Below are 21,927 nucleotides of genomic sequence, written 5' to 3' on the forward strand. Positions count from 1 at the left end.
GCTGGATCCGGCGTTTGCATCGTTTTTGTCCTACGCCCCACCCCTCTGGCCGGTCAATTGAACAGACCAACACGAGGCCGAGAGGGGCGGGATTCTCACTCAACCGTGTCTGGGCAGGAGATCGAGAGCAATCATGGTTTCGGCAATCTGCACCGCGTTCAAAGCCGCACCTTTCCGCAGATTATCGGACACGCACCAGAACGCGAGGCCATTGGGGATCGTCGGATCGACACGAAGGCGTGAAACGTAGGTTGCGTCTTCCCCCACCGAGTCAATCGGAGTCACGTAGCCACCATCTTCGCGCTTATCCAGCACCACAACACCTTCTGCTTCACGCAGGGCTTCATAGGCGCGCTTGATATCAACGGGCTCTTCAAACTCAGCCACAACAGCTTCAGAATGGCCAATAAACACAGGCACACGCACGCAGGTGGCAATAACTTCTACATCCGGGTCGAGAATTTTCTTGGTCTCGACTCGCATCTTCCATTCTTCCTTGGTCGCACCATCATCCATGAAACGGTCGATCTGCGGAATGCAGTTGAAGGCGATCTGCTTCTGAAACTGTTCAATCTTGGGCGGATCATTCACAAAGGTGCCGCGCGTCTGGGCGAACAGCTCATCCATGCCATCCTTACCTGCGCCAGAAACCGCCTGATAGGTGGACACCACAACCCGCTTGAGAGTGAACAGATCATGCAGGGGCTTCAGTGCCACCACCATCTGAATGGTAGAGCAGTTGGGGTTGGCAATAATGTTGCGCTTGATCTGCTTAAGGGCGTTGGGGTTTACTTCTGGCACCACCAACGGCACATCCGGATCCATACGGAAATGAGAGGTGTTGTCGATCACCACACATCCGGCTTTGGCGGCAATGGGTGCATATTTTGCAGACACAGACCCACCGGGAGAAAACAGGCCAACATCCCAACCGGTAAAATCAAATGTTTCAAGGTTCTGCACTTTCAGAACCCGATCTCCAAACGAAACTTCCCGCCCGGTAGAGCGGGGTGAGGCCAGCGCTACAATTTCATCTACCGGAAATTCCCGCTCAGCCAGTGTTTTGAGGATTTCACGCCCCACGGCTCCAGTCGCGCCTACAACAGCAACCCGATATCCCATAATCCACCTGCTTTTGATCTTGTATATATGTCGGCCATATATATGGCCTGATGGCGGCAGACCCTAGACCATTACGCAACCAAATGGAATTGCCCGCCATGGGCATCTGCCCCAGTGATTATACGCCCCGCAGCTTTTTTCTGCCCCAAAAACCTTGATACCCGCCCGACACAGAAACCCGATGCCGTGGTTAACCGTTTAAGCGCACGACATACGGAACACGGGATGTGCCAGCATTAAACAAAAATACAACAAATTATTTGAACACTATGACCACGTTTTTGATACACATCATTGCAGCACCCCTACGCGCCGTAGTGTCATAATTTTCGTGCCTCAGGCAGGATGCAAAACCTGTTCTGACCTTTGCCCAACTTTTACAACAGAGTTTGGAACAGACCGTGACACTTAAAATTGCAATTCTGAAGGAAACGGCAACCGATGAAAGACGGGTTGCCATGATTCCCTCAGTCGCCCAGCGCATTGCCAAACTTGGAGCCTCACTGGTTCTGGAGCAAGGTGGAGGAGCCGCAGCAACCTATACGGATGCAGCATACTCACAGGCTGGCATTGCCACAGAAGCAGATCCGCAAAAACTTCTAGAAGACGCAGATATTGTGCTGGCTGTGCAGCCGCCCTGCGTGGAGACGATAAAAAAAATGAAAGCCGGCAGTTTGCTGGTGTCTTTCATTTACGCCAAAACCCAGCCTGATCTGGTAAAGGCTTTGCGCGATAGCAAGATCACCACATTTGCCATGGAGCTTATTCCACGCATCAGCCGGGCACAGGCTATGGATGCTCTTTCCAGCCAAGCCGCGTTAGCCGGATATTACGCTCCGTTACTGGGCTGTGTGCATATGCAAAAAATCCTACCCATGATGACAACAGCCGTTGGCTCGCTCCGGGCGGCACGCGTGTTGGTTATGGGGTTGGGTGTGGCCGGGTTACAGGCATTGGCAACAGCACATCGACTTGGCGCAGTTTGCGAAGGCTACGACGTGCGCCCCGAAACAAAAGAAGAAGCAGAATCTGTTGGTGCGCGCTTTGTCGATACCGGCGTGGATGCCCGCGGAGCTGGTGGGTATGCACGTGAACTGACACCCGAAGAAAAAACAAAAGTGCGTGCCGCACTCAGCCAACACATCGCACAGGCAGATTTAATTATCACCACAGCGGCTGTTCCCGGAAAACACGCCCCACGCCTGATTGACGCAGACCAGTTGGCCGCCATGAAGGAAGGATCTGTTGTAGTGGATATGGGCGCCCCTAATGGCGGCAATTGTGAAGGCACAAAAGCAGGAGAAATTATAAAAATTGGGCCCGTTACATTGGTTGGGCCAACAAACCTGCCATCCTGCCTGGCAGCACAGGCGAGTGAGCTTTATGCCAAGAATATCTACAACCTTTTAGAACAGGTTGTGCATGATGGTGTGCTGAAGCCTGATTTTACGGATGATGTCATTAAAGGCACTACTCTTACGCATAATGGTGCAATAACTAATGATGCCATCAAACAGTTTATCGAAAGCTCGCCAGTGGAGAAAGCATCATGATTACCGCAACATCCATGACCTTTATTATCGCTTTATACATTTTCATGCTGGCCGCCTTTACCGGTTATGTGGTGATCAGCCGTGTGCCATCCATCCTGCATACGCCCCTAATGTCCGGCTCCAACTTCATCCACGGCATTGTGGTTGTGGGTGCGTTGGATGCACTGTTTAACGCCACCAGCATTCCCGGACAGATTATTGGTTTTATTGGGGTTTTTCTAGGCGCAGGCAACGTGATGGGCGGCTATGTGGTAACAGACCGTATGCTTGCCATGTTCCGGCCCAGCCAAAAAACAGCTGCACCCAAAAAGGAACAGCAATAAATGTTTATTGAATACATTGTGGGCCTAAGTGGCCTTATTGCTGCCGGCCTGTTTATTTACGGGCTGAAAGCCATGTCATCCCCCGTTACGGCTGTATCTGGTATTGTTACAGCCGGTTACGGTATGATCTTTGTTATTGCAGCAACTTTTCTAAATTTATTTAACGTAACAGAAGCCGCAAAACCGCATCTTCTGGTAAATGTGGTATTGGCTGTTCTGGCTCTGGTTTTGGGTTGCGCATGGGCTGGCTGGCGTGGCCGTACCGTGCAAATGACAGCTATGCCGCAGATGGTTGCCATTTTTAATGGTATGGGCGGTGGTTCTGCTGCCTGTTTGGCAGGCGTAGAACTTTTAAGCGATGACCCAACATCTCCCTTGCACCTCAGCATTACCGTTTTGGGCGCGCTTATCGGGTGCATTTCGCTTACCGGTTCCATTATAGCATGGGCCAAGTTGGACGGGCGGATGAAAAAGCCTGTGCGCTTTACTGGACAGCGTGTTTTCAATGCTGGGGTGTTTCTTATTGCTTTGGTATTAGGTGCGCTCACAGTCATGCAGTATAGCACCCCAATGGGGGAGCTGCCGCGGGATCTATTCTTCCTGATGGCTCTGCTGTTTGGCGTGTGCATGACACTGCCTATTGGTGGTGCCGATATGCCGGTTGTGATTTCGCTCTACAACGCCTTCACAGGGCTGGCCGTTGGGCTTGAAGGGTATGTGATGAACAACCCGGCCCTCATGATTGCTGGCATGGTTGTAGGGTCTGCTGGCACGCTGCTTACCGTGTTGATGGCAAAAGCCATGAACCGTTCACTCACCAACGTATTGTTCAGCAACTTTGGTGATAGCTCAAGCAGCGCCAAAGGGCCGCAGGGTGAAATGCAATCTGTTGATCCTGCAGATGCCGCCACCACCATGCGTTATGCCTCCAGCGTCATCATTATTCCCGGTTACGGACTGGCTGTTGCACAGGCACAACAGAAACTTTACGAATTTGTCAAAATTCTTGTTGCCGATGGTGTGGATGTTAAGTTTGCCATCCACCCTGTAGCAGGCCGTATGCCAGGGCATATGAACGTTCTTTTGGCTGAAGCCGGCGTGCCATATGACATGATTTATGACATGGATGACATAAATGATAGTTTTGCCACAACGGATGTTGCGCTGGTTATTGGTGCCAACGATGTGGTGAACCCGGAAGCCCTAACAGATAAATCCTCCCCCATTTATGGCATGCCTATTTTGAACGCTTACAAAGCACATCAGGTATTTGTCATTAAACGTGGCACGGGCGTTGGATATTCCGGCGTACAGAACCCGCTTTTCTTCCAGAAGAACTGCACAATGGTATTTGGAGATGCACAGGCTGTGCTTTCCAAAATGGTTGAAGCTGTCAAAAGTCTTGGCGGCTCCTAAACATGACACGGGCGAGGCTTCCCCCTCGCCCTTTTTTATTTCTCATGTCTGTTTGTAAAATATAAGGAAGCATATCATGTCCGGAAAAATGAAAGCCGCTGTGGTTCATGAATTTGGCAAACCACTAACCATTGAAGAGCTGGACATCCCGACCATTAAACCCACACAGATTTTGGTTAAGATGATAGCCTGCGGCGTGTGCCATACAGATTTGCATGCTGCCAGCGGAGACTGGCCAAAAAAACCACATCTGCCGTTTATTCCCGGTCATGAAGGCGTGGGAACTGTGGTGCAAGTTGGCAGCGAAGTAGACTGGGTGAAGGAAGGCGATGTTGTAGGCGTGCCTTGGCTCTATTCTGCCTGCGGCCATTGCGAGCACTGTTTGGCAGGGTGGGAAACCCTTTGCCCGAAGCAGGAAGAAACGGGCTATTCCGTAAACGGTTGCTTTGCCGAATACGTGGTGGCTGATCCGAATTATATTGCCCATCTGCCCAAAGGCGTGGACCCCGTAAAAGTTGCCCCCGTACTGTGCGCTGGCCTGACCGTTTATAAAGGCCTGAAGATGACAGATACGCGAGCAGGGAACTGGGTAGCCATTTCTGGCGTTGGGGGATTAGGCCAAATGGCCGTGCAGTACGCCGTAGCAATGGGGCTAAATGTTGTGGCGGTAGACATTGATGATGAAAAACTGGCAACCGCCAAAAAGCTTGGCGCCATGTACACTGTTAACGCCAGAAACACAGACCCAGCAACATTTATGCAGGAAAAGGTTGGTGGCGTGCACGGGGGATTGATTACCGCTGTTTCCACCAAAGCGTTTTCTCAGGCTATGGGATATGTGCGGGCAGGGGGCACATTGGTGCTAAATGGCCTGCCACCGGGTGATTTCCCAATTTCTATCTTTGACATGGTCATGAATGCCATTACCATTCGCGGTTCCATAGTAGGCACACGGCTGGACATGATTGAAGCTCTTTCCTTCTTTGCAGAAGGGAAGGTAACATCTGTCACCACAACAGATCGGATTGACAACATCAACGCAATTTTTGATGCGCTCAAGAACGGTCGGGTGGAAGGCCGCGTGGTTCTGGACTTCCGCAACTGAGCAACTCCTAACCTCAGAAACAAAAGAAGGGTTATTCTGATGGCTTATGCAACAATCAATCCCTTCACCGAAGAGCAGGTGAAGACGTTCCCCACCACCACGGATGCGGAAATTGAAACAGCAATTGCCAAGGGTGATGCAGCTTTCCAGAAATGGAAAAACTTCTCCCATGCTGATCGTGCACGCATCCTGCAAAAAGCAGCCGATCTGCTGCGCGAAAATCTGGATGAGTATTCCAAGCTGCTGACCCTTGAAATGGGCAAGCGCTTTGCCGAAGCTCAGGCAGAAACGGAATTGTCCGCCGCTATTTTCGAATACTATGCCAAGAATGCTGAAAAGCTGCTGGAGCCACAGGATCTGCCCGTAGCAGACCCGCAGGAAGGCCGTGCCAAACTTGTGTACGAACCGCAGGGGATTATCGTTGCGATTGAACCGTGGAACTTCCCGTTCTATCAGGTTGCCCGCATTATTTCCCCTCAGCTTTCTGCTGGTAACACGGTTATCCTAAAGCACGCTTCCAATGTGCCGCAGTGTGCTGCCGCCATGGAAAAACTGATGCTGGATGCCGGGTTGCCAGAAGGTGGCTTTATCAACCTGTATCCATCCCATTCCCAGCTTGCCACGGTTATTCAGGACCCGCGCGTGCGTGGTGTTGCCCTTACGGGTTCTGAAGGCGCGGGCGCCAAAATTGCTGCTACAGCCGGTGGCGCACTTAAAAAGTGTATCATGGAACTTGGTGGCTCCGATGCGCTGATCGTGCTGAACGATGCAGACATTGAAAAAGCTGCCAAATGGGCTGTTTTTGGCCGCCACTGGAATGGCGGGCAGGTGTGCGTTAACGCCAAGCGCATGATTGTGGAAGACGGCGTTTACGACAAGTTTGTAGAACTGTACCGCAAAGGTGTAAGCGCCCTGCGTATGGGGGATCCGATGGACCCCAACACCACCATGCCGCCGCTTTCTTCCCGCGGTGCTGTAGAAGATCTGAAAAAGCAGGTTTCTGAAGCCGTAGCACACGGTGCAAAGGCAGAAGAAGTTCCGCTGGAAATGCCCAACAAAGGCTGCTTCTTCCGCCCTGTTATTCTAACAGATCTGGATGAAAGCAACCCGGCGCGCCGTTGGGAATTCTTTGGCCCAGTTACCATGCTGTTCCGCGCGAAAGACGCAGATCATGCTGTAGAAATCGCCAACGATTCTCCATACGGTCTGGGTGGTTCCATCTTCTCTCAGAACGAAGAAAAAGCTGCTGAACTCGCACGCAAAATGGACACCGGTATGGTGTACATCAATCACCCAACCATGGTGAAAGCTGATCTGCCGTTTGGTGGCGTGAAACGTTCTGGCTTTGGTCGTGAACTGATTGACCTTGGCCTGAAAGAATTCGTCAATACCAAGCTGATCGACATCGTGGACATCGACGCACCTTTCTAATAGGTGCGGCTTCATCCAACAAAAAAGGCGGAGGGAAAATTCCCTCCGCCTTTTTTAATGCTGTGTAACGCTAAAAAATTTAATTACTGCGGCGCAACCTGAGCAAAAGCCCAATCCAACCAAGGCAATAATGCACGCACATCTGCCGCTTCTACCGTAGCACCACCCCAGATACGCAGGCCCACAGGGGCATCACGGTAACTGGCCAGATCAAACCCAATGCCTTCTTCTGCCAGAACGGCCAGCATTTTCTTGACTGTTTTAGTCTGTTCATCGCGCTCAAGGGCCAAGAACCACGGGGCCACAATACGCAAGCAGATTGCTGTGGAAGAACGTTCCTCAGGCTTCTGGGCCAGAAACTCTACCCAATCCGTTTTTTCCACCCACATGGTCACTTCAGCCAGATTGGCTTGGCTGCGTGCTTTCAGCCCTTCCAGGCCACCAGCACCTTCTGCCCATTTCAGGCTATCCAACGCATCTTCCACACACAGCATGGAAGGCGTGTTGATGGTATCCCCCCGAAAGATGCCTTCAATCAGACCATTCTTATTGGTCATACGGAAAACTTTTGGCAGTGGGCGCGGAGCCTGAAAACTTTCCAACCGCTGCACAGCTTTGGGGGAAAGGGCAATCATGCCATGTGCGGCTTCACCCCCCAAAGCTTTCTGCCAAGACCATGTAACCACATCCAGCCGGTCCCACGGCAGATCCATTGCAAACGCAGCAGATGTAGCATCACAGATCACCAGCCCACCATGTTGCGCCGGAATGGCATCTGCTGAAGGAATGCGCACACCAGATGTGGTGCCATTCCATGCCAGCACCACATCGTGGTTCCAATCAACCTGCGCCATATCTGGCAGGCTGCCGTATTCGGCTTTCAAAACTCGTGTATTTTCGAGCTTAAGCTGGGTGACAATATCCTGCGCCCATAGTGCAGAAAAACTTTCAAACGCCAACACATCTACTGGGCGTTCCCCCAACATGGACCACAAGGCCATTTCCACAGCGCCAGTATCAGAAGCAGGCACGATTCCTACGCGCCACCCTTCAGGCACTCCCAAAATGGCGCTGGAGCGATCAATAACTTCTTTCAGCCGTGCACGCCCTTCCGCAGAGCGATGCGAACGCCCAACCAACGCATTTGCCAGCGCCGATACATTCCAACCCGGCCGCTTTGCGCAAGGGCCAGAAGAAAAGCATGGATTAAGGGGACGGCTGGCCGGACGAGGAAGAACGGATAAGGAAGCGGCTGTCATAACCTTGGCCAGAATAGGGGGAGAAGAAATCTGGTGCGAGAGAGGGGACTCGAACCCCTAAGCCCTTTCGGGCGGTCGATTTTGAGTCGACTACGTCTACCAATTCCGTCACTCTCGCAGCGTGGCCCTTTTCCTACCAGCAAATTGCCGCTGGGAAAAGAGCATGCATGCATTATCGGCACACTCTTTTTGTACCATCAGAGGCAATATAGGTGCCTGTCTGGGTATCAAAGCATGCATTTTGCACGCAAGAATTGCCAGAAGAAAGGGGCTGCGGATAATTTTGCACACCCATCGCCATATTTTCACGCGCAGCTGTTCCACACAATGGTGTGTTCAGCGGTGCGGAGGGATCATTCGTCAAATGGCTATCATTGGTAGCTGATGGCTCGGTTGTCAGACCCGGAGCGAAGCTTTGTGGTGGAATACGATGCCCCTGCTGAGGCGCACACCCTGCCAGCAGCCCTCCTGCCAGACACAGGCTGACAACACCAACAGAAAAACGGATGGACATGCGCTTTATTCTTTCCTGACGGCGCGGGCCCCTCCGCCCGCGTGGTTTATATTTGGCAGATCATAAACCCGATTGGCAGTACATCTCAACTCGGTGTGTTACAGCTCCAGTACACCTTGCTTGGGGCGGTGTGTGCCATCACCAATAACAGCCGGACGCGCGCCATCACCAAATGTTAGTTCTACACGCTCACCATCACTGAGTTGTTCAGCACTGGTCACTGGCCGCCCCTCTGCGGTAACAAGCGCGTACCCACGGGCCAATACCGCACGGGGGGAAATAGCTTCTAACTGCCCGGCAATACCAACAAGAGCTGTGCGTCTTTCCCGCACCAATGCTTGCAATGGGGCAGGGGATATCCGTGAGCAACCCAACCGGGCATCCTGCCTTTGGAATGTATGCGCCATGCTGGCCTGCAACATGTTTGCCAGTACGGCCAAGCGTGTGCGCCGCCCTGCCAATAAGGTTTCAACCGCAGGCATATGACGTTCAACCGCAACCAGATCCGCCTTACGCCGCTGCACCAAAGCGGGCAAGGCAACATCCAGCCGCCGCCCTCTGTCATCCAACTGCATACGCGCTGTCTGCAACAGGCTTGGCAGATCCGGCATGGCGGAAGATGCACGATCCAGCCTTAAGCGGGCCGTTTGCAGCAAACGGGAAAGCGCGCCCACTGCCCTTGCATTTCGGTGCTCAATATCCGCCAAAAGTTCCGTGCGCACTGGCACAGCCATTTCTGCGGCAGCTGTGGGTGTTGGCGCACGCCTGTCTGATGCAAAATCAATCAGGGTAGTATCTGTTTCATGTCCTACAGCAGAAATCAGCGGAATTGAGCATGCAGCCGTCGCACGCACCACAGCTTCATCATTAAAAGCCATCAGATCTTCTAATGATCCGCCACCGCGTGCCACAATCAACACATCTGGCCGTGGCACGGCGCCCAGCCCGTCAAGCTGCGAAAATCCATCAATAGCCGCAGCAATGCGGGCTGCTGCCCCTTCTCCCTGTACGGGCACGGGCCAGACAATCACAGGTCGGGGGAAGCGCCTTTGCAGGGTTGTACAGATATCATGCAGCACAGCACCTTGAGGTGATGTTACCACCCCGATCACACGCGGCAAAAGCGGAATGTCTTTTTTGCGGGCTGTATCAAACAGCCCTTCTTCCGCCAGCTTTAAGCGCAAGCGTTCAATACGGGCCAGCAAAGCGCCTTCGCCCGCATATTCCATCCGCTCTACAACAAGCTGATAACTGGAGCGCTCACCATAAGCAGAAATCTTGCCGGTGGCGATAATCTCCACCCCGTTTTCTGGCACCAGACCAAGACGGGAAACCGAACCACGCCATACCACACCGGAAATCTTGCCCCGTTCATCCTTGAGCGAAAAATACACATGCCCGGAAGGGTAGCGTTTAAGTTCCGTAATCTCACCACGCACACGTACGCGGCTGAACGTGCCCTCCAGCGTACGCCGGATAGCCCCCGAAATTTCTGAAACGGTAAATTCCGGCACATTGTTACTGGCCGATGGAATGTCAAACTGTTCGGTCATGCGGCTAACCTATGCTACAGACGCTCGCCCTGAAAAGAGCAGAACATCAAGATGCAGGAGAAAACAATGCGGGTACTTCTGGTTGGATCTGGCGGCAGGGAGCATGCGCTGGCCGCAACACTTGCCCGTTCTCCGGAACTTTCAGCCCTGTTTATCGCACCCGGCAACCCCGGCACAGCAGAACTTGGTATAAACGTGCCCATTGGTGCGCAGGATGTTCCTGCACTTGTGCAGTTTGCTCTGGAACAAAAAGTCGATCTGGTTATTCCCGGCCCGGAAGCTCCGTTGGTAGCTGGTTTGGCAGATGCCTGTGCCCGCGCCAAGCTGGCCTGCGCTGGCCCCACACAGGCCGCCGCCCGGCTTGAGGGCAGCAAAAGCTTTACCAAGGAAATCTGCTACGCCGCCAATATTCCCACAGCACAGGCTGAGCGGTTTACGGACGTAAACGCTGCTTTAACATACGTGCGTGAAAAAGGCGCACCCATTGTTATCAAGGCCGATGGTCTGGCCGCCGGAAAAGGCGTTGTGGTGGCCACCACACTGGCCGAAGCCGAAAGCGCTGTACAGGACATGATGGCCGGCGGCTCACTTGGGGATGCAGGCCGCTGCGTGGTGATTGAAGATTGCCTGATTGGTGAGGAAGTCTCGCTTTTTGCGTTCTGTGCGGGAGAAACAGCCACGCTGATTGGCGCTGCCCAAGACCACAAACGCATTGGAGATGGAGATACAGGCCCCAATACCGGTGGAATGGGAGCGGTTTCTCCTCCAAAAAGCTTTGGTCGGGCAGAACAGGAAGCTGCGCTTGATGTGATGGTACGCCCTATGCTGAAAGAAATGGTGCGCCGTGGCACACCTTTCCGGGGCGTTATTTTTGCGGGGCTGATGCTGACAGAAAGTGGCCCTCAATTAATCGAATACAACGTTAGATTTGGTGATCCGGAAGCCGAAGCTCTGCTGCCTCGGCTAACGTCTGATCTTCTTCCTGCCCTAAAGGCTCTTGCTGAAGATAAGCTGGATACAGCCCCTGTCACATTTTCCGATCAAGCATCTGTTTGCGTTGTAATGGCAGCCCGTGGCTACCCCGGCACGCCAGAAAAGGGTGCCGTGATTTCCGGTATCGAAGACGCCAACAAACTACCTGATGTGCAGGTGTTCCAAGCGGGCACCAAACTGAATTCTGCGGAAGAACTTGTTGTAGCCGGAGGGCGCGTGCTGGTTGTTTGCGCGTTGGGCAATACCGTGAAACAGGCGCAAGAACGCGCTTACGAAGGTGTTAAAACCATTTCGTGGGATGGAGCAATATGGCGCACAGATATCGGTAACCGCGCCCTTTAAGCCGCTTTTAAAATAACAGCCCTTGGTTATGCAGAGTTACTTCTGTTTGGCTAAGGGCTTACTGCTTGGCAGGATCGACCCAGAACCAAGGCATCCGATCCATCTTCATAATATTTTTTACGTAAACCCAGTTTTTCAAAGCCCTGTTTTTCATACAGGGCTCTGGCGGATTGATTGTTTACAGACACTTCCAAAAACAGGTTTTGCATCCCATTATGCTGCCCAACCTGTATGCACCATGCCAGCAAACGTTGCGCCAAACCGCGCTTTCTATATTCCGGCAGAATGCAGATAGTTAAAACCTCTGCTTCATCCACCACGCTTCGCAACATTATAAAGCCCGCTGGTTGATCTTTCACCATAACCAGACCTGCCTGCACACCCGGAGATGACAGCAAAGCCGTTATGGCTGCTTCATCCCACTGTGCGCCTGCACCAAAGCACTGGGTATGTATGTTGGCCAGCAAAGGTGCGTAAACAACGCTGGCTTCCTGCACATGCACGGTCAAACTGGTTTGGCTCTTAATCCATCCGCCGGGAGCTTGGCTTCTGGCGGATCTACGTACAGTGGAACAGGATCTAGCAAAGGCAGCTTACCCATTTGGCGCTTTAACGCTGCACTTGCAATTTGCTCTGGTGTTGGTGTGTGTAATGAAGAGTAAACAGCATGTGAAAAAGAAAGAGCCTCACAGGCATCCCCCGCCACCAACCAGCTTCCTTCTGGCGGATGCCAATTGGCTATCATGACGGCACGGACTTGCTGAGCATCCTCTACAAACACTCGGCCACGACGCGCTGGCGTTATCACCATCCACCCTTTTAACTCTGGATAACGCTGCAATTCTGCGTCCAGTGCAGGTGTCAGTGCTTCTGCTCGTGTTACGCCCACCACTGGGCAGCCTGCGCCCAATGCAAACCCGGCGGCTACAGCACAAGACGCCCGCAACCCTGTAAAAGATCCCGGCCCCACAACCACGGCCACAAGGTCTGGCTGTACGCCGGTTTCAGCGCCCCATCCTGCTTGTTGTAAAACCTGATCAGCAAGAAGATTAATGCCTTCTGCTGCCTGCTTGCCAGCAACAACCTCGGCATGCAGCACCAAAAGCTTATCCCTCTCAACCTGAACACATGCAGCCATTCCACAAGCCGACTCTCCTGCCGGGCTACCATCCAGAACCAGAATACGCTGTACCATCATGAAACCACGCAGCAGGCTTCTTCAAACGCCAAACGAGGCGCACGTGGTGGCTGGTTTTCAAAATCTCCATATCCCAGACACAGCAGAAAATTTGCGCGCCACCCTTGTTCGGCCAGAAAAGCATCTTCCACCAACGCTTGGTCAAACCCAGAAATAGGCAAAGCATCCACCCCAAGGGCACGCGCTGCCATAATCATATAAGCCCCCTGGAGCGTGCCGTTACGAAAAGCAGTTTCTTCTGCCAACCCAACGTCTGATGCAAACCATGAACGCAGGTTTTCCTGCGGACACAAACGCGGCAACTGTTCAAAAAACAATGGGTCATGCGCGACAATGGCAATAACAGGCGCCCCCATAACCCGATTAACGTTGCCCGCAGACAAAGCCGGGCGCAGTTTCTCACGCCCATCTGAACCGGTAATAAAAACAAACCGGGCAGGGCTACAATTGCCGGATGTTGGGCCAAATTTTGTGAGATCATAAAGCTGGCGCAGCACATCTTCTTCAATTGTGCGGGTTGTCCAGCGGAGGGGCGTACGCGCCTTTCTGAAAAGGAGATCCAGCCCGTTTTCATCCAGCATATGTATCTTGCCCTGTCTTGCATCTATCATTGAAAGGGCAGGCATAAAAAACACCTGCCTGCTTTCTATGCCACGCTTTGAAGCGCGACAAAAGCAGACAGGTGCAGTGTGCTTAATCTACCTGTTCAACAGAAACCACTTCTGGCACGTAATGGCGTAGCATGTTTTCTACACCATGCTTGAGTGTTGCGCGGGAAGATGGACACCCTGAACAAGCCCCCTGCATGGTCAGCCGCACAATGCCATTGCGATAACCACGGAAAACAATATCCCCACCATCACCTGCCACGGCTGGGCGTACGCGTGTGTCTAGCAGTTCCTTAATTTGGGTTACAATTTCTTCGTCTTCCGGCGCGGTGGCATCTTCTGTAACCGCCACGCCTTCTGCCACCACAGGATGCCCTGCCACAAAATGATCCATCAGAGTGGACAGAATTTGCGGGCGCAGTTCTTCCCAATCTTCGGAATCTGCTTTTGTTACAGACACAAAGTCGTTCCCCAAAAACACACGGGAAACACCCGGAAGGGCAAACAAAGCCTCAGCCAAAGGAGAACGACCGGCTACGGCATCAGCATCAATAAAATCAATAGTGCCAGCATCGCCCATAACAGCCTGCCCCGGCAGAAATTTGAGCGTAGCAGGATTAGGTGTGCCTTCGGTTTCTATGAACATGACCAGTTGAGCCTGAGTAATGAGGAAAGAGAACTTGTTACCTTTCAGTTGGCATTAGAATGCGTACGAAACAAGTCCTGTATCCAAAGAAAAACAGCTCTTTTGAGGTTAATTTTCTTTGAATAATCAACTTTCCTTAATTTTACATGACAGAATGTTTCCCTTGCCGTTTGGCAAATCTGCCATGCAGTTATGAAGTGATAAGCTCTCGGCCTTCCAGCATTAAGGAAGGGCTTAGTTGCGCAATGATTGCTCTTGCAGCAATTTTTCCCTCAAAGCTGGATCATGCGCGTAAATATAGAGCCCCTTTACGGATCTTGTCATAAGCACATTGATAGCGTTGAGCATGATTTGCTCTTTAACCTGTTCTGGTTGAGCCAAGCCATCTTTGCCCGCAAATGCTGCACCATCTTCATACCGCGCCGGGTCTAGGCGCAAGCAATCTGCTTGTGCATCATACGTAACGGAAGGGCCCAGAATAAGGCCCACATAGTTCAGATCAAACCCCTGCACTGTATAAACAGATCCAACCTCATTGATGGTATCTGGCCGTTCTGCCCAAGGCAATTTTTCGTCTGGTTTTGAGAGATCCCACCGTAAATGAAAACGCCCTTCATCAATAAAGTGCTCTTTTCCATCCAATCTGTATGGATAATCATAAGTTGCAACAATGCGTGACAATCCATACTGGTCGTTTTTCTGCTTGATCAACTCGTACATTTCTTGAGCATCCTCAAAGCATCTGAAATCAAAGCTCTGCTTTTTTGGGAAAGATGTCACTTTTTTTGAACAGAAATTTTTTATCCACTCCAGAACATCCGTGTTTGCATGCATTCGAAATTGATCTGTCAGATAGAATGCCCTTACCGGGAAACCTTCTAGTATTTTCGAAAGCATTTTTTTATTCCAATAACTTTTAAATTTTAAAACCTGTTTTTCATCAAACACAAGGATAACAATACGAGCAAGTTTTATAATCTCTTCCAAATGATTGTTTTGGTTAAATCTATTGTATTTATCAGAACGTGTTAAAAGAAGATGTGCTTCATCAATCAGAACAACATCCGCCCTTTTTCCTAATTTATTCATTTTATTTATAAATGTTGTTGGGCGTTCAAAATCCTTTTTCCTGATATATGGGAAATCTTCTGAAATATTCGTATATAGCTTCATCATTTCAGGATGATTCACAATAAGATAATTTTCTTTACCCGAAAAACAGCCTCCCAGATGATCATTCCTGGACATACGCTGCAAATCATTAAAAATAGAATTTATAACAAGACTCTTTCCCGTTCCTGCATCACCTTCTATAACAAAAATAGCGTGTTCATCTTTTTGATGATCTTTGCAAAACTCAAGAATATCTTTCTTCAGCAACTCCTGCGCAGGAGATAATTTTTGAAATGAAGAAAGTTTCTTTTTTGCATTATTATTTTCAATATTTTCATTCTGAAAATCAGACATACCGCTTTCCTATATCCCATAAAAAAAGCCTTTCTTGTTTCAAGAAAGGCTTTTTTCAAAAACATTCTTTAGGTTCTACTTTTAACGCAAAATACCTGTATGACCGATGCAATACCGGCCAGGCTGCGGCCATACGGTAAGACCGTGAGGTTCCGCACCAACCGGAATTTTGATCATGGAACCGTCATCGGTGTTGATTCTGTAAACAACATCATCAAACCGCCCGGAAAGCCATAGGCTTTTACCATCTGCGCTTACATTCCCCATATCGGGGCTACCCCCACCAGGAATAGGCCAATCAGCCACAATCTTGTTCGTTGCAAAATCAATTACAGAAACACCACCAGCCTTGCTATGCGGCTTACCATGAATTTTATGAGAACCACGGTTGGCTACATACATTTTTGTACCATCGCGGCTAGGATACAAACCGTGCGTACCCACACCCGTATGGATAAAGCCTGTTTCCTTAAACGTATCCCCATCAACAAGGAAAACGCCGTCTGCCATCATATCCGCAACGTAAAAGGTTTTTCCGTTTGGAGAGATCAGAATATCCTGTGGCATGCCACCACTTGAAAGCGCCAGATAACCCAAAACTTTCTTATTTACGGTGTCAACTTTTACAAGGTGCCCCCCAAATTCACATGTGAAAATGGCATAACGTCCATCAATCGAGAAATCAGCATGATTCACGCCCTTACATTGCGGAACTTCAACAGATTCCTGCAAAGCCATTGTATGCGGGTCTCTAAAATCCAGCCGCTTACGCGCCTCTGCTACAACAATGGCTGATTTGCCATCTGGCGTAAAATACATGTTGTAAGGATCGTCCACCTGCACAGCTGGCCCAGGCTTGGCTGTGCGCGGATCTATTGGCGTCAGGCTACCATTTGTTGTGCCTTCTGCATTATTGGTTACCCATAATGTGCGTAGATCCCACGAAGGCACAACGTGTTGTGGGCTTTTACCAACAGGAAAACGATCCACTACTTTTGAAGTTGCAGGATCAATAACAGAAACATCATTTGAGCGCAGATTTGGCACATAAATACGTGCTAGATCTTGTGCTACTTCCGGTGCAATATTATCGGCCCGCGTTTCACTATAAAGGTTATTTGGATCAATAACGGGGGGCATACCCGGTATTGTTTCAATCTTTGTAGCTAAAGTTGTTGCGTTTTCCGGAACAGGGGTAGAAACGGGTGCGGTTATAGGTGCAGGAGTTTCAGCCACCGGAGGCTGAACCGGCGGAGCCACCGGCGTTGTATCCTGCGCAAATGCTGCCGTTCCAGCGCTCATTACCGCAGCTAAAGTCGTTGCTGCTATCAAATAGGCTTTGGAAGCCATTACACTATACCTCATTATCTTTGGCACCATGATTTATCTATTACATCAGGTTGGATTTATCATGGTGCCTTAATAAGGTCTATTCTAATCTTTTTTAAGTAGAAAACCTACCTTCTACTCTATAAAATAACTTCCACTTATTTATTTCGCGCATCGTTAATAGCAGAAATTGCCGCAGTTATCTGCATATTGATACCTATCTGCCCCAAACTGGCCGATGCTTTACGCGGATCACCCCCATAAATACCCTGCACGCTGGATGGCGTGCCAGATTTTTGTAATGCATCCAGTCTTACCATTGTTGGATCAATCGCCAGCATGAGTGATGTATCACTTATATCTGCATGCATACCAACATCTTTTGCATATCCATGCTGGCTAAGCCACTGAGCATACTGATGCGGTATGACGCTATAATATTGCTTTACATAAAGAGCCTGAGCTTGGGTGCCAAACCACTCCTTATTAAGTTGCGTAGCCACTTTATCCAAAGATTTCTGATAACCGCCATGATCGCCAATAAAAACAATCAGACGGAACCCTTGTACCTGAAAACTTTTTGCTGCAGACGCCATCAATTTCTCAAAAACATCTGCGGGTATTGTGATGGTTCCCGGAAACTTCATGTGCGAAGTGCGGGGAGAAATCCCACCTTCTGGAACATATGAAACCACTGGTGCTACAAGGGTTTTTCCGGATTTTTCAGCTATCTTTTGCGCTATGTCCATAACACGCGTGTTATGCTTGCCAACAGCTATATAGGGCCCACTCTGTTCTGTTCCACCAACGGGAATAATAATAGTTGTAACCCCGCACGCAATATCAGACTGAATTTCTGTCCATGTCTGTTTTTCAAACAGCACAGAAGAGGGCAGGGCAGAGCATGCTGTTTCTGCCACTGCATTGCGCGTTTCTGCTCCATTTGCAAACAGAGCAGAAAACCCGATAATAGCTAAAGAAAAAAAAGATTCTTTCATTATTTTTTCACTAACAGTGGAGCAAGAAACCGGCCTGTGTAACTTTCCGGGCATGCTGCAATATCTTCTGGTGTACCTTCGGCAACAATTTGTCCACCACCATCACCACCTTCTGGGCCAACATCTATAATCCAGTCTGCCGTTTTTATAACCTCCAGGTTATGTTCGATCACAACAACTGTGTTTCCCTGATCAACAAGGGCATGCAAAACCTCCAGAAGTTTTCTTACATCTTCCGTATGTAATCCTGTTGTTGGTTCATCCAGAATATACAGAGTGCGCCCCGTTGCCCTACGTGCCAGTTCCTTGGAAAGCTTAACACGCTGCGCTTCTCCCCCTGAAAGGGTCGTGGCCTGCTGCCCTAATGCGACATATCCCAACCCAACTTTTTGCAAAATGGCTAGCCTATCCCGAATACGAGACTGGGCTGAAAAATAAGGGAGAGCTTCATCCACACTCATGGCAAGCACATCGGCAATGGATTTACCGCGGAACTTAATATCAAGTGTTTCACGGTTATAGCGCTGCCCTTTACAGGCATCACACGTTACAAACACATCTGGCAGAAAGTGCATTTCAATCTTAATAACACCATCACCTTGGCATGCTTCACAACGCCCACCTTTTACATTGAAGGAAAAGCGGCCGGGTTTGTAACCCCTTGCTTTACTTTCAGGAAGTTCCGCAAACCAATCTCTTATGGGTGTAAAAAGATCTGTATAGGTTGCCGGGTTGGAACGCGGTGTGCGCCCAATAGGAGATTGGTCAATATCAATAATCTTGTCTAGCAGCTCCATCCCCTTAATGCGCTTATAAGGTTCTGGAGATGTGCCTGCCCCCATCAACTGGCGAGAAAGTGCTTTATAGAGTGTATCAATAACCAGTGTAGATTTTCCGCTACCCGATACACCAGTTACACAGGTGAACGTACCAAGCGGAAAACGGGCTGTTACATTTTTCAGATTATGGCCTGTAGCACCTTCAACTGTCAGAATTTTCTTTTTATTTATTTTCCGACGTTCAGCAGGAACATCAATTTTCTTGCGCCCAGAAAGATAGGCACCTGTCAAACTATCGGGAGATTTGGCAACCTCTGCTGGTGTACCTTGGGCAACAATTGTACCACCATTCACGCCCGCACCCGGCCCCATATCCACAAGCCAGTCTGCACTTCTAATGGCATCTTCATCATGTTCAACAACAATCAGAGTATTTCCAAGGTTTTTCAAACGCTGCAATGTGCCAAGCAGACGTTCATTATCACGTTGATGAAGGCCAATAGAAGGTTCATCCAGAACATACAAAACGCCTGTCAGCCCGGAACCAATCTGACTAGCAAGGCGAATACGCTGGCTTTCCCCCCCAGAAAGGGTTGCTGAACTTCTTGAAAGGGTAAGGTATTCCAATCCCACATCATCAAGAAACTTCAAACGTTCTAAAATCTCACGCAGGATACGGCGTGCAATTTCGGCCCTTTGCGGCGTAAGGGTTGGCAGAACTGTATCAAACCAATCCAGAGCTTGCCCTATAGGTAACTCACAGGCTTGTGCAATATTCTTATGAGCTACACGCACAGAAAGCGCCTCTGGCCGCAATCGCGCACCTTCACACACATGACATGCTTTTTCAGATTGATATCTGGAAAGCTCTTCTCTTACCCACATGCTTTCTGTAGTGCGTAAGCGCTTTTCTAAGCTTTTAATAACACCTTCAAATGGTTTGGAAACAACATAGCTTTTCCTGCCATCTTTATAGGTGAAATCTACATTTTCAGAAGTGCCATAAAGAATACCGTCTCGCACATTTTCTGGAAGATCCTTCCATGGTGTATCCATATTTACAGAAAAATGCTGTGCCAAACTTTCAAGCGTCTGTTCCAATAATGGAGATTTCGCATCTTTCCATGGCGCTATAGCCCCTTTTGTAAGACTAAGGCTTTCATCCGGCACAATAAGATGCGGGTTGAAGTAGGTTTCCACACCAATGCCATCACAAGCCGGACACGCCCCTTGTGGCGCATTGAAAGAAAATAGCCGAGGCTCAATTTCTTCCAGTGTAAACCCACTTACTGGGCAGGAAAAATGTGATGAGAAAACAAGTTTTTCTGTTTTCTTGTTTTCATCTTTTGAAACTTCTTCAGCATACACAATGCCATCAGAAAGCCCCAAGGCTGTTTCAAGGCTGTCTGCAAGGCGCGTTTCAAGCCCTTCTTTTACCACAACACGGTCAACCACAACTTCTACAGTGTGGCGTAACTTTCTGTTCAGGCTAGGAACATCATCAACTTCGTACAGCGTTCCATCTACTTTTACGCGTGTAAAACCTTTACGCTGAAGCTCTGCCAGTTCCTTCCGGTATTCCCCTTTTCTATCACGAATAACGGGAGAGAGAAGCATCAGGCGTGTTCCCTCCGGCAACGCCATAATACGGTCAACCATCTGGGTGACTGTTTGCGCTTCAATTGGCAACCCGGTAGCTGGAGAATATGGCACGCCTGCCCGCGCCCAAAGCAAGCGCATGTAATCGTAAATTTCCGTAACAGTACCAACGGTAGAACGCGGGTTTTTTGATGTTGTTTTCTGCTCAATAGAAATTGCCGGGGAAAGACCCTCTATGGAATCTACGTCCGGCTTGCCCATCAACTCCAGAAACTGGCGCGCATAGGCCGAAAGGCTTTCCACATAGCGGCGCTGCCCTTCAGCGTAGATTGTATCAAACGCCAAAGAAGATTTGCCAGACCCAGAAAGCCCAGTCATGACTGTCAGCTTATCGCGCGGGATATCAATATCCACGTTTTTTAGATTATGAACTCGCGCACCACGCACCCGGATGCTCTGCTGACCGGAAAATTCTGATTTTTTCATGTAAGAAATCTGCCGCCGTTCCTGTTTTGTCCTAGTATGCCGCCTAAGGCCACCTTCATGCAATGCGTGATAAGGCGGCGACAGCCATTGTCTTTAATCTGATATGGGCAAGCCATGCCCTAATTGCCATTGCGCATCATGCTCTGATTGACCATCTAGAACATATAAACAGATCAAAGTCGGCCAGAAGGATATTTTCCATACTGACCGCAGCATTGGATTAAGGATACAGGAACATATGGAACACCTTCTCGGTCAGCCGCAGTCTGATGCACAAAACGGCACCATAGCACCTCAGAACACGGCACCTGTGATTATGGATGGGTCTCAGGCCACATTCATGCAGGATGTGATTGAAGCAAGCCGTTCTGTTCCTGTGTTGGTTGATTTCTGGGCAGATTGGTGTGGCCCATGCAAGCAGCTTGCTCCTGTGCTGGAAAAAGTGGTGACAGCAGCACGTGGCAAAGTGCGCTTGGTTAAAATTGATATTGAAGCAAACCGTGCTCTAGCTGGGCAGCTTGCGCAGGTTGGCTTGCCGCTACAGTCTATTCCATTGGTTGCTGCCTTCTGGAAAGGGCAGATTCTGGATCTGTTCCAAGGCGCTTTGCCGGAAAGCGAAATCAAGAATTTTGTCGAAAACATTCTAAAAAGCAGCGGTGGCGGCATTCTGCCTGCGACAGAACAACTGCGTGAAGCAGATGTGGCGCTGGAAACTGAAATGCCAGCCCGTGCGGCAGAACTGTATTCCTCTGTTATTGGGGAAGAGCCAGAAAACCCACGTGCATGGGGTGGGCTTATCCGCGCGATGTTGGCGCTGGATGATGAAGATGCCGCTGTTGCCGCTCTGGCAGATGTACCTGCTAAAATAACCGATAGCCCGGAAGTGGCTGGCGCACGTGCTGCGCTGGACCTGAAAAAGGAAGGACGCAAGGCGGCAGAGGAAATGGAAAGCATTCACGCACGCCTTGCCGCCAACCCGGAAGATTTTGAAGCACGCTGCGAACTGGCAACAGCCCTGAATGCTGCCGGAAAACGCGAAGAAGCCGCGAATGAACTGCTACATATCATCAAGGCAGACCGTAACTGGAAGGAAGGGGCTGCCAAACAGCAGCTTCTGCGTTTTTTTGAAGCATGGGGTAATGAAGAACCCGCAACTGCGGTTTCGCGCCGTCGTCTGTCCTCCATGCTGTTTTCATGAGGATGTAA

The 21,927-nt window shown here is 50.0% G+C and carries 19 protein-coding genes and 1 tRNA gene; 7 read left to right on the forward strand and 13 right to left on the reverse strand.

What is annotated here, in order from left to right:
• Window positions 1-99 precede the first annotated feature (99 nt).
• A complete protein-coding gene (locus FKW19_RS03860) occupies window positions 100-1,122 on the reverse strand; it encodes an aspartate-semialdehyde dehydrogenase (protein ID WP_089178332.1) in 1,023 nt (340 codons plus the stop codon).
• A 401-nt stretch (window positions 1,123-1,523) separates the two neighbouring features.
• Between FKW19_RS03860 and FKW19_RS03865 the strand changes: the two genes are divergently transcribed.
• The 5 genes from FKW19_RS03865 to FKW19_RS03885 all read left to right on the forward strand — a co-directional run bounded on the left by FKW19_RS03865 (window position 1,524) and on the right by FKW19_RS03885 (window position 6,950).
• Window positions 1,524-2,675, forward strand: coding sequence for an NAD(P) transhydrogenase subunit alpha (locus tag FKW19_RS03865; protein ID WP_089179853.1), 1,152 nt, complete (start codon window positions 1,524-1,526; stop codon window positions 2,673-2,675).
• Window positions 2,672-2,998, forward strand: a complete 327-nt coding sequence (locus FKW19_RS03870) for an NAD(P) transhydrogenase subunit alpha (RefSeq protein ID WP_089178331.1) — start codon at window positions 2,672-2,674, stop codon at window positions 2,996-2,998. The genes FKW19_RS03865 and FKW19_RS03870 overlap by 4 nt, the downstream gene beginning before the upstream one ends.
• Window positions 2,999-4,414: an NAD(P)(+) transhydrogenase (Re/Si-specific) subunit beta gene (locus FKW19_RS03875; RefSeq protein WP_089178330.1), complete on the forward strand. Its 1,416-nt coding sequence runs from the start codon at window positions 2,999-3,001 to the stop codon at window positions 4,412-4,414.
• A gap of 76 nt (window positions 4,415-4,490) precedes the next feature.
• Window positions 4,491-5,519, forward strand: a complete 1,029-nt coding sequence (gene adhP / locus FKW19_RS03880; protein ID WP_063353251.1) for an alcohol dehydrogenase AdhP — start codon at window positions 4,491-4,493, stop codon at window positions 5,517-5,519.
• 39 nt (window positions 5,520-5,558) lie between these two features.
• Entirely contained in the window at window positions 5,559-6,950 is a 1,392-nt protein-coding gene (locus FKW19_RS03885) for an NAD-dependent succinate-semialdehyde dehydrogenase (RefSeq protein ID WP_006116615.1), read from the forward strand.
• A gap of 83 nt (window positions 6,951-7,033) precedes the next feature.
• On the opposite strand, the gene FKW19_RS03890 is transcribed toward FKW19_RS03885, so the two are convergent.
• From FKW19_RS03890 to xseA, 4 genes are all read right to left on the reverse strand, one after another.
• Entirely contained in the window at window positions 7,034-8,209 is a 1,176-nt protein-coding gene (locus FKW19_RS03890) for a phosphoserine transaminase (RefSeq protein WP_089178329.1), read from the reverse strand.
• A 31-nt stretch (window positions 8,210-8,240) separates the two neighbouring features.
• Window positions 8,241-8,327: transfer RNA gene (locus tag FKW19_RS03895), tRNA-Leu, on the reverse strand.
• 54 nt (window positions 8,328-8,381) lie between these two features.
• Window positions 8,382-8,723: a hypothetical protein gene (locus tag FKW19_RS03900; RefSeq protein WP_003623232.1), complete on the reverse strand. Its 342-nt coding sequence runs from the start codon at window positions 8,721-8,723 to the stop codon at window positions 8,382-8,384.
• A 98-nt stretch (window positions 8,724-8,821) separates the two neighbouring features.
• Window positions 8,822-10,276: an exodeoxyribonuclease VII large subunit gene (gene xseA, locus FKW19_RS03905; protein WP_089178328.1), complete on the reverse strand. Its 1,455-nt coding sequence runs from the start codon at window positions 10,274-10,276 to the stop codon at window positions 8,822-8,824.
• Between the two features lie 51 nt (window positions 10,277-10,327).
• Here xseA and purD point away from each other — a divergent pair, with 51 nt between their 5' ends.
• Window positions 10,328-11,611, forward strand: a complete 1,284-nt coding sequence (gene purD, locus FKW19_RS03910; protein ID WP_089178327.1) for a phosphoribosylamine--glycine ligase — start codon at window positions 10,328-10,330, stop codon at window positions 11,609-11,611.
• A 50-nt stretch (window positions 11,612-11,661) separates the two neighbouring features.
• On the opposite strand, the gene rimI is transcribed toward purD, so the two are convergent.
• From rimI to uvrA, 8 genes are all read right to left on the reverse strand, one after another.
• A complete protein-coding gene (rimI, locus tag FKW19_RS03915; RefSeq protein WP_193561103.1) occupies window positions 11,662-12,114 on the reverse strand; it encodes a ribosomal protein S18-alanine N-acetyltransferase in 453 nt (150 codons plus the stop codon).
• A 2-nt stretch (window positions 12,115-12,116) separates the two neighbouring features.
• Window positions 12,117-12,809 carry a tRNA (adenosine(37)-N6)-threonylcarbamoyltransferase complex dimerization subunit type 1 TsaB gene (gene tsaB, locus FKW19_RS03920; RefSeq protein WP_089178325.1) on the reverse strand — a complete coding sequence of 231 codons (693 nt, stop codon included), beginning with the start codon at window positions 12,807-12,809 and terminating at the stop codon, window positions 12,117-12,119.
• Window positions 12,806-13,435 carry a malonic semialdehyde reductase gene (locus tag FKW19_RS03925; RefSeq protein WP_089178324.1) on the reverse strand — a complete coding sequence of 210 codons (630 nt, stop codon included), beginning with the start codon at window positions 13,433-13,435 and terminating at the stop codon, window positions 12,806-12,808. The genes tsaB and FKW19_RS03925 overlap by 4 nt, the downstream gene beginning before the upstream one ends.
• Before the next feature lie 67 nt (window positions 13,436-13,502).
• The gene (locus FKW19_RS03930) at window positions 13,503-14,063 is read right to left on the reverse strand and encodes a NifU family protein (protein WP_006116607.1); all 561 of its coding nucleotides are present in this window, start codon (window positions 14,061-14,063) and stop codon (window positions 13,503-13,505) included.
• A 234-nt stretch (window positions 14,064-14,297) separates the two neighbouring features.
• Complete coding sequence (locus FKW19_RS03935; protein WP_089178323.1) at window positions 14,298-15,530, reverse strand: DUF2075 domain-containing protein; 1,233 nt, start codon at window positions 15,528-15,530, stop codon at window positions 14,298-14,300.
• Window positions 15,531-15,611: 81 nt separating this feature from the next.
• A complete protein-coding gene (locus tag FKW19_RS03940) occupies window positions 15,612-16,910 on the reverse strand; it encodes a YncE family protein (protein WP_089178322.1) in 1,299 nt (432 codons plus the stop codon).
• 107 nt (window positions 16,911-17,017) lie between these two features.
• Entirely contained in the window at window positions 17,018-17,857 is an 840-nt protein-coding gene (locus FKW19_RS03945; RefSeq protein WP_089178321.1) for a creatininase family protein, read from the reverse strand.
• Window positions 17,857-20,721 (reverse strand): excinuclease ABC subunit UvrA, encoded by a 2,865-nt coding sequence (gene uvrA, locus FKW19_RS03950; RefSeq protein WP_063353242.1) that lies wholly within the window; start codon window positions 20,719-20,721, stop codon window positions 17,857-17,859. Before uvrA ends, FKW19_RS03945 begins: the two co-directional genes overlap by 1 nt.
• Before the next feature lie 238 nt (window positions 20,722-20,959).
• On the opposite strand from uvrA, the gene FKW19_RS03955 reads away from it, so the two are divergent.
• Window positions 20,960-21,919: a tetratricopeptide repeat protein gene (locus FKW19_RS03955; protein ID WP_089178320.1), complete on the forward strand. Its 960-nt coding sequence runs from the start codon at window positions 20,960-20,962 to the stop codon at window positions 21,917-21,919.
• The last annotated feature ends 8 nt before the right edge of the window (window positions 21,920-21,927 follow it).

Source organism: Acetobacter sp. DmW_125128, from assembly GCF_008704325.1.
GTDB lineage: Bacteria > Pseudomonadota > Alphaproteobacteria > Acetobacterales > Acetobacteraceae > Acetobacter > Acetobacter oryzifermentans.

Coding starts and splice junctions, on each gene's coding strand:
- FKW19_RS03860 (WP_089178332.1), bottom strand. CDS start 1,122: ATGGGATATCGGGTTGCTGTTGTAGGCGCGACTGGAGCCGTGGGGCGT.
- FKW19_RS03870 (WP_089178331.1), top strand. CDS start 2,672: ATGATTACCGCAACATCCATGACCTTTATTATCGCTTTATACATTTTC.
- FKW19_RS03875 (WP_089178330.1), top strand. CDS start 2,999: ATGTTTATTGAATACATTGTGGGCCTAAGTGGCCTTATTGCTGCCGGC.
- adhP (WP_063353251.1), top strand. CDS start 4,491: ATGTCCGGAAAAATGAAAGCCGCTGTGGTTCATGAATTTGGCAAACCA.
- FKW19_RS03885 (WP_006116615.1), top strand. CDS start 5,559: ATGGCTTATGCAACAATCAATCCCTTCACCGAAGAGCAGGTGAAGACG.
- FKW19_RS03890 (WP_089178329.1), bottom strand. CDS start 8,209: ATGACAGCCGCTTCCTTATCCGTTCTTCCTCGTCCGGCCAGCCGTCCC.
- FKW19_RS03900 (WP_003623232.1), bottom strand. CDS start 8,723: ATGTCCATCCGTTTTTCTGTTGGTGTTGTCAGCCTGTGTCTGGCAGGA.
- xseA (WP_089178328.1), bottom strand. CDS start 10,276: ATGACCGAACAGTTTGACATTCCATCGGCCAGTAACAATGTGCCGGAA.
- purD (WP_089178327.1), top strand. CDS start 10,328: ATGCAGGAGAAAACAATGCGGGTACTTCTGGTTGGATCTGGCGGCAGG.
- tsaB (WP_089178325.1), bottom strand. CDS start 12,809: ATGATGGTACAGCGTATTCTGGTTCTGGATGGTAGCCCGGCAGGAGAG.
- FKW19_RS03925 (WP_089178324.1), bottom strand. CDS start 13,435: ATGCCTGCCCTTTCAATGATAGATGCAAGACAGGGCAAGATACATATG.
- FKW19_RS03930 (WP_006116607.1), bottom strand. CDS start 14,063: ATGTTCATAGAAACCGAAGGCACACCTAATCCTGCTACGCTCAAATTT.
- FKW19_RS03935 (WP_089178323.1), bottom strand. CDS start 15,530: ATGTCTGATTTTCAGAATGAAAATATTGAAAATAATAATGCAAAAAAG.
- FKW19_RS03940 (WP_089178322.1), bottom strand. CDS start 16,910: ATGGTGCCAAAGATAATGAGGTATAGTGTAATGGCTTCCAAAGCCTAT.
- FKW19_RS03945 (WP_089178321.1), bottom strand. CDS start 17,857: ATGAAAGAATCTTTTTTTTCTTTAGCTATTATCGGGTTTTCTGCTCTG.
- uvrA (WP_063353242.1), bottom strand. CDS start 20,721: ATGAAAAAATCAGAATTTTCCGGTCAGCAGAGCATCCGGGTGCGTGGT.
- FKW19_RS03955 (WP_089178320.1), top strand. CDS start 20,960: ATGGAACACCTTCTCGGTCAGCCGCAGTCTGATGCACAAAACGGCACC.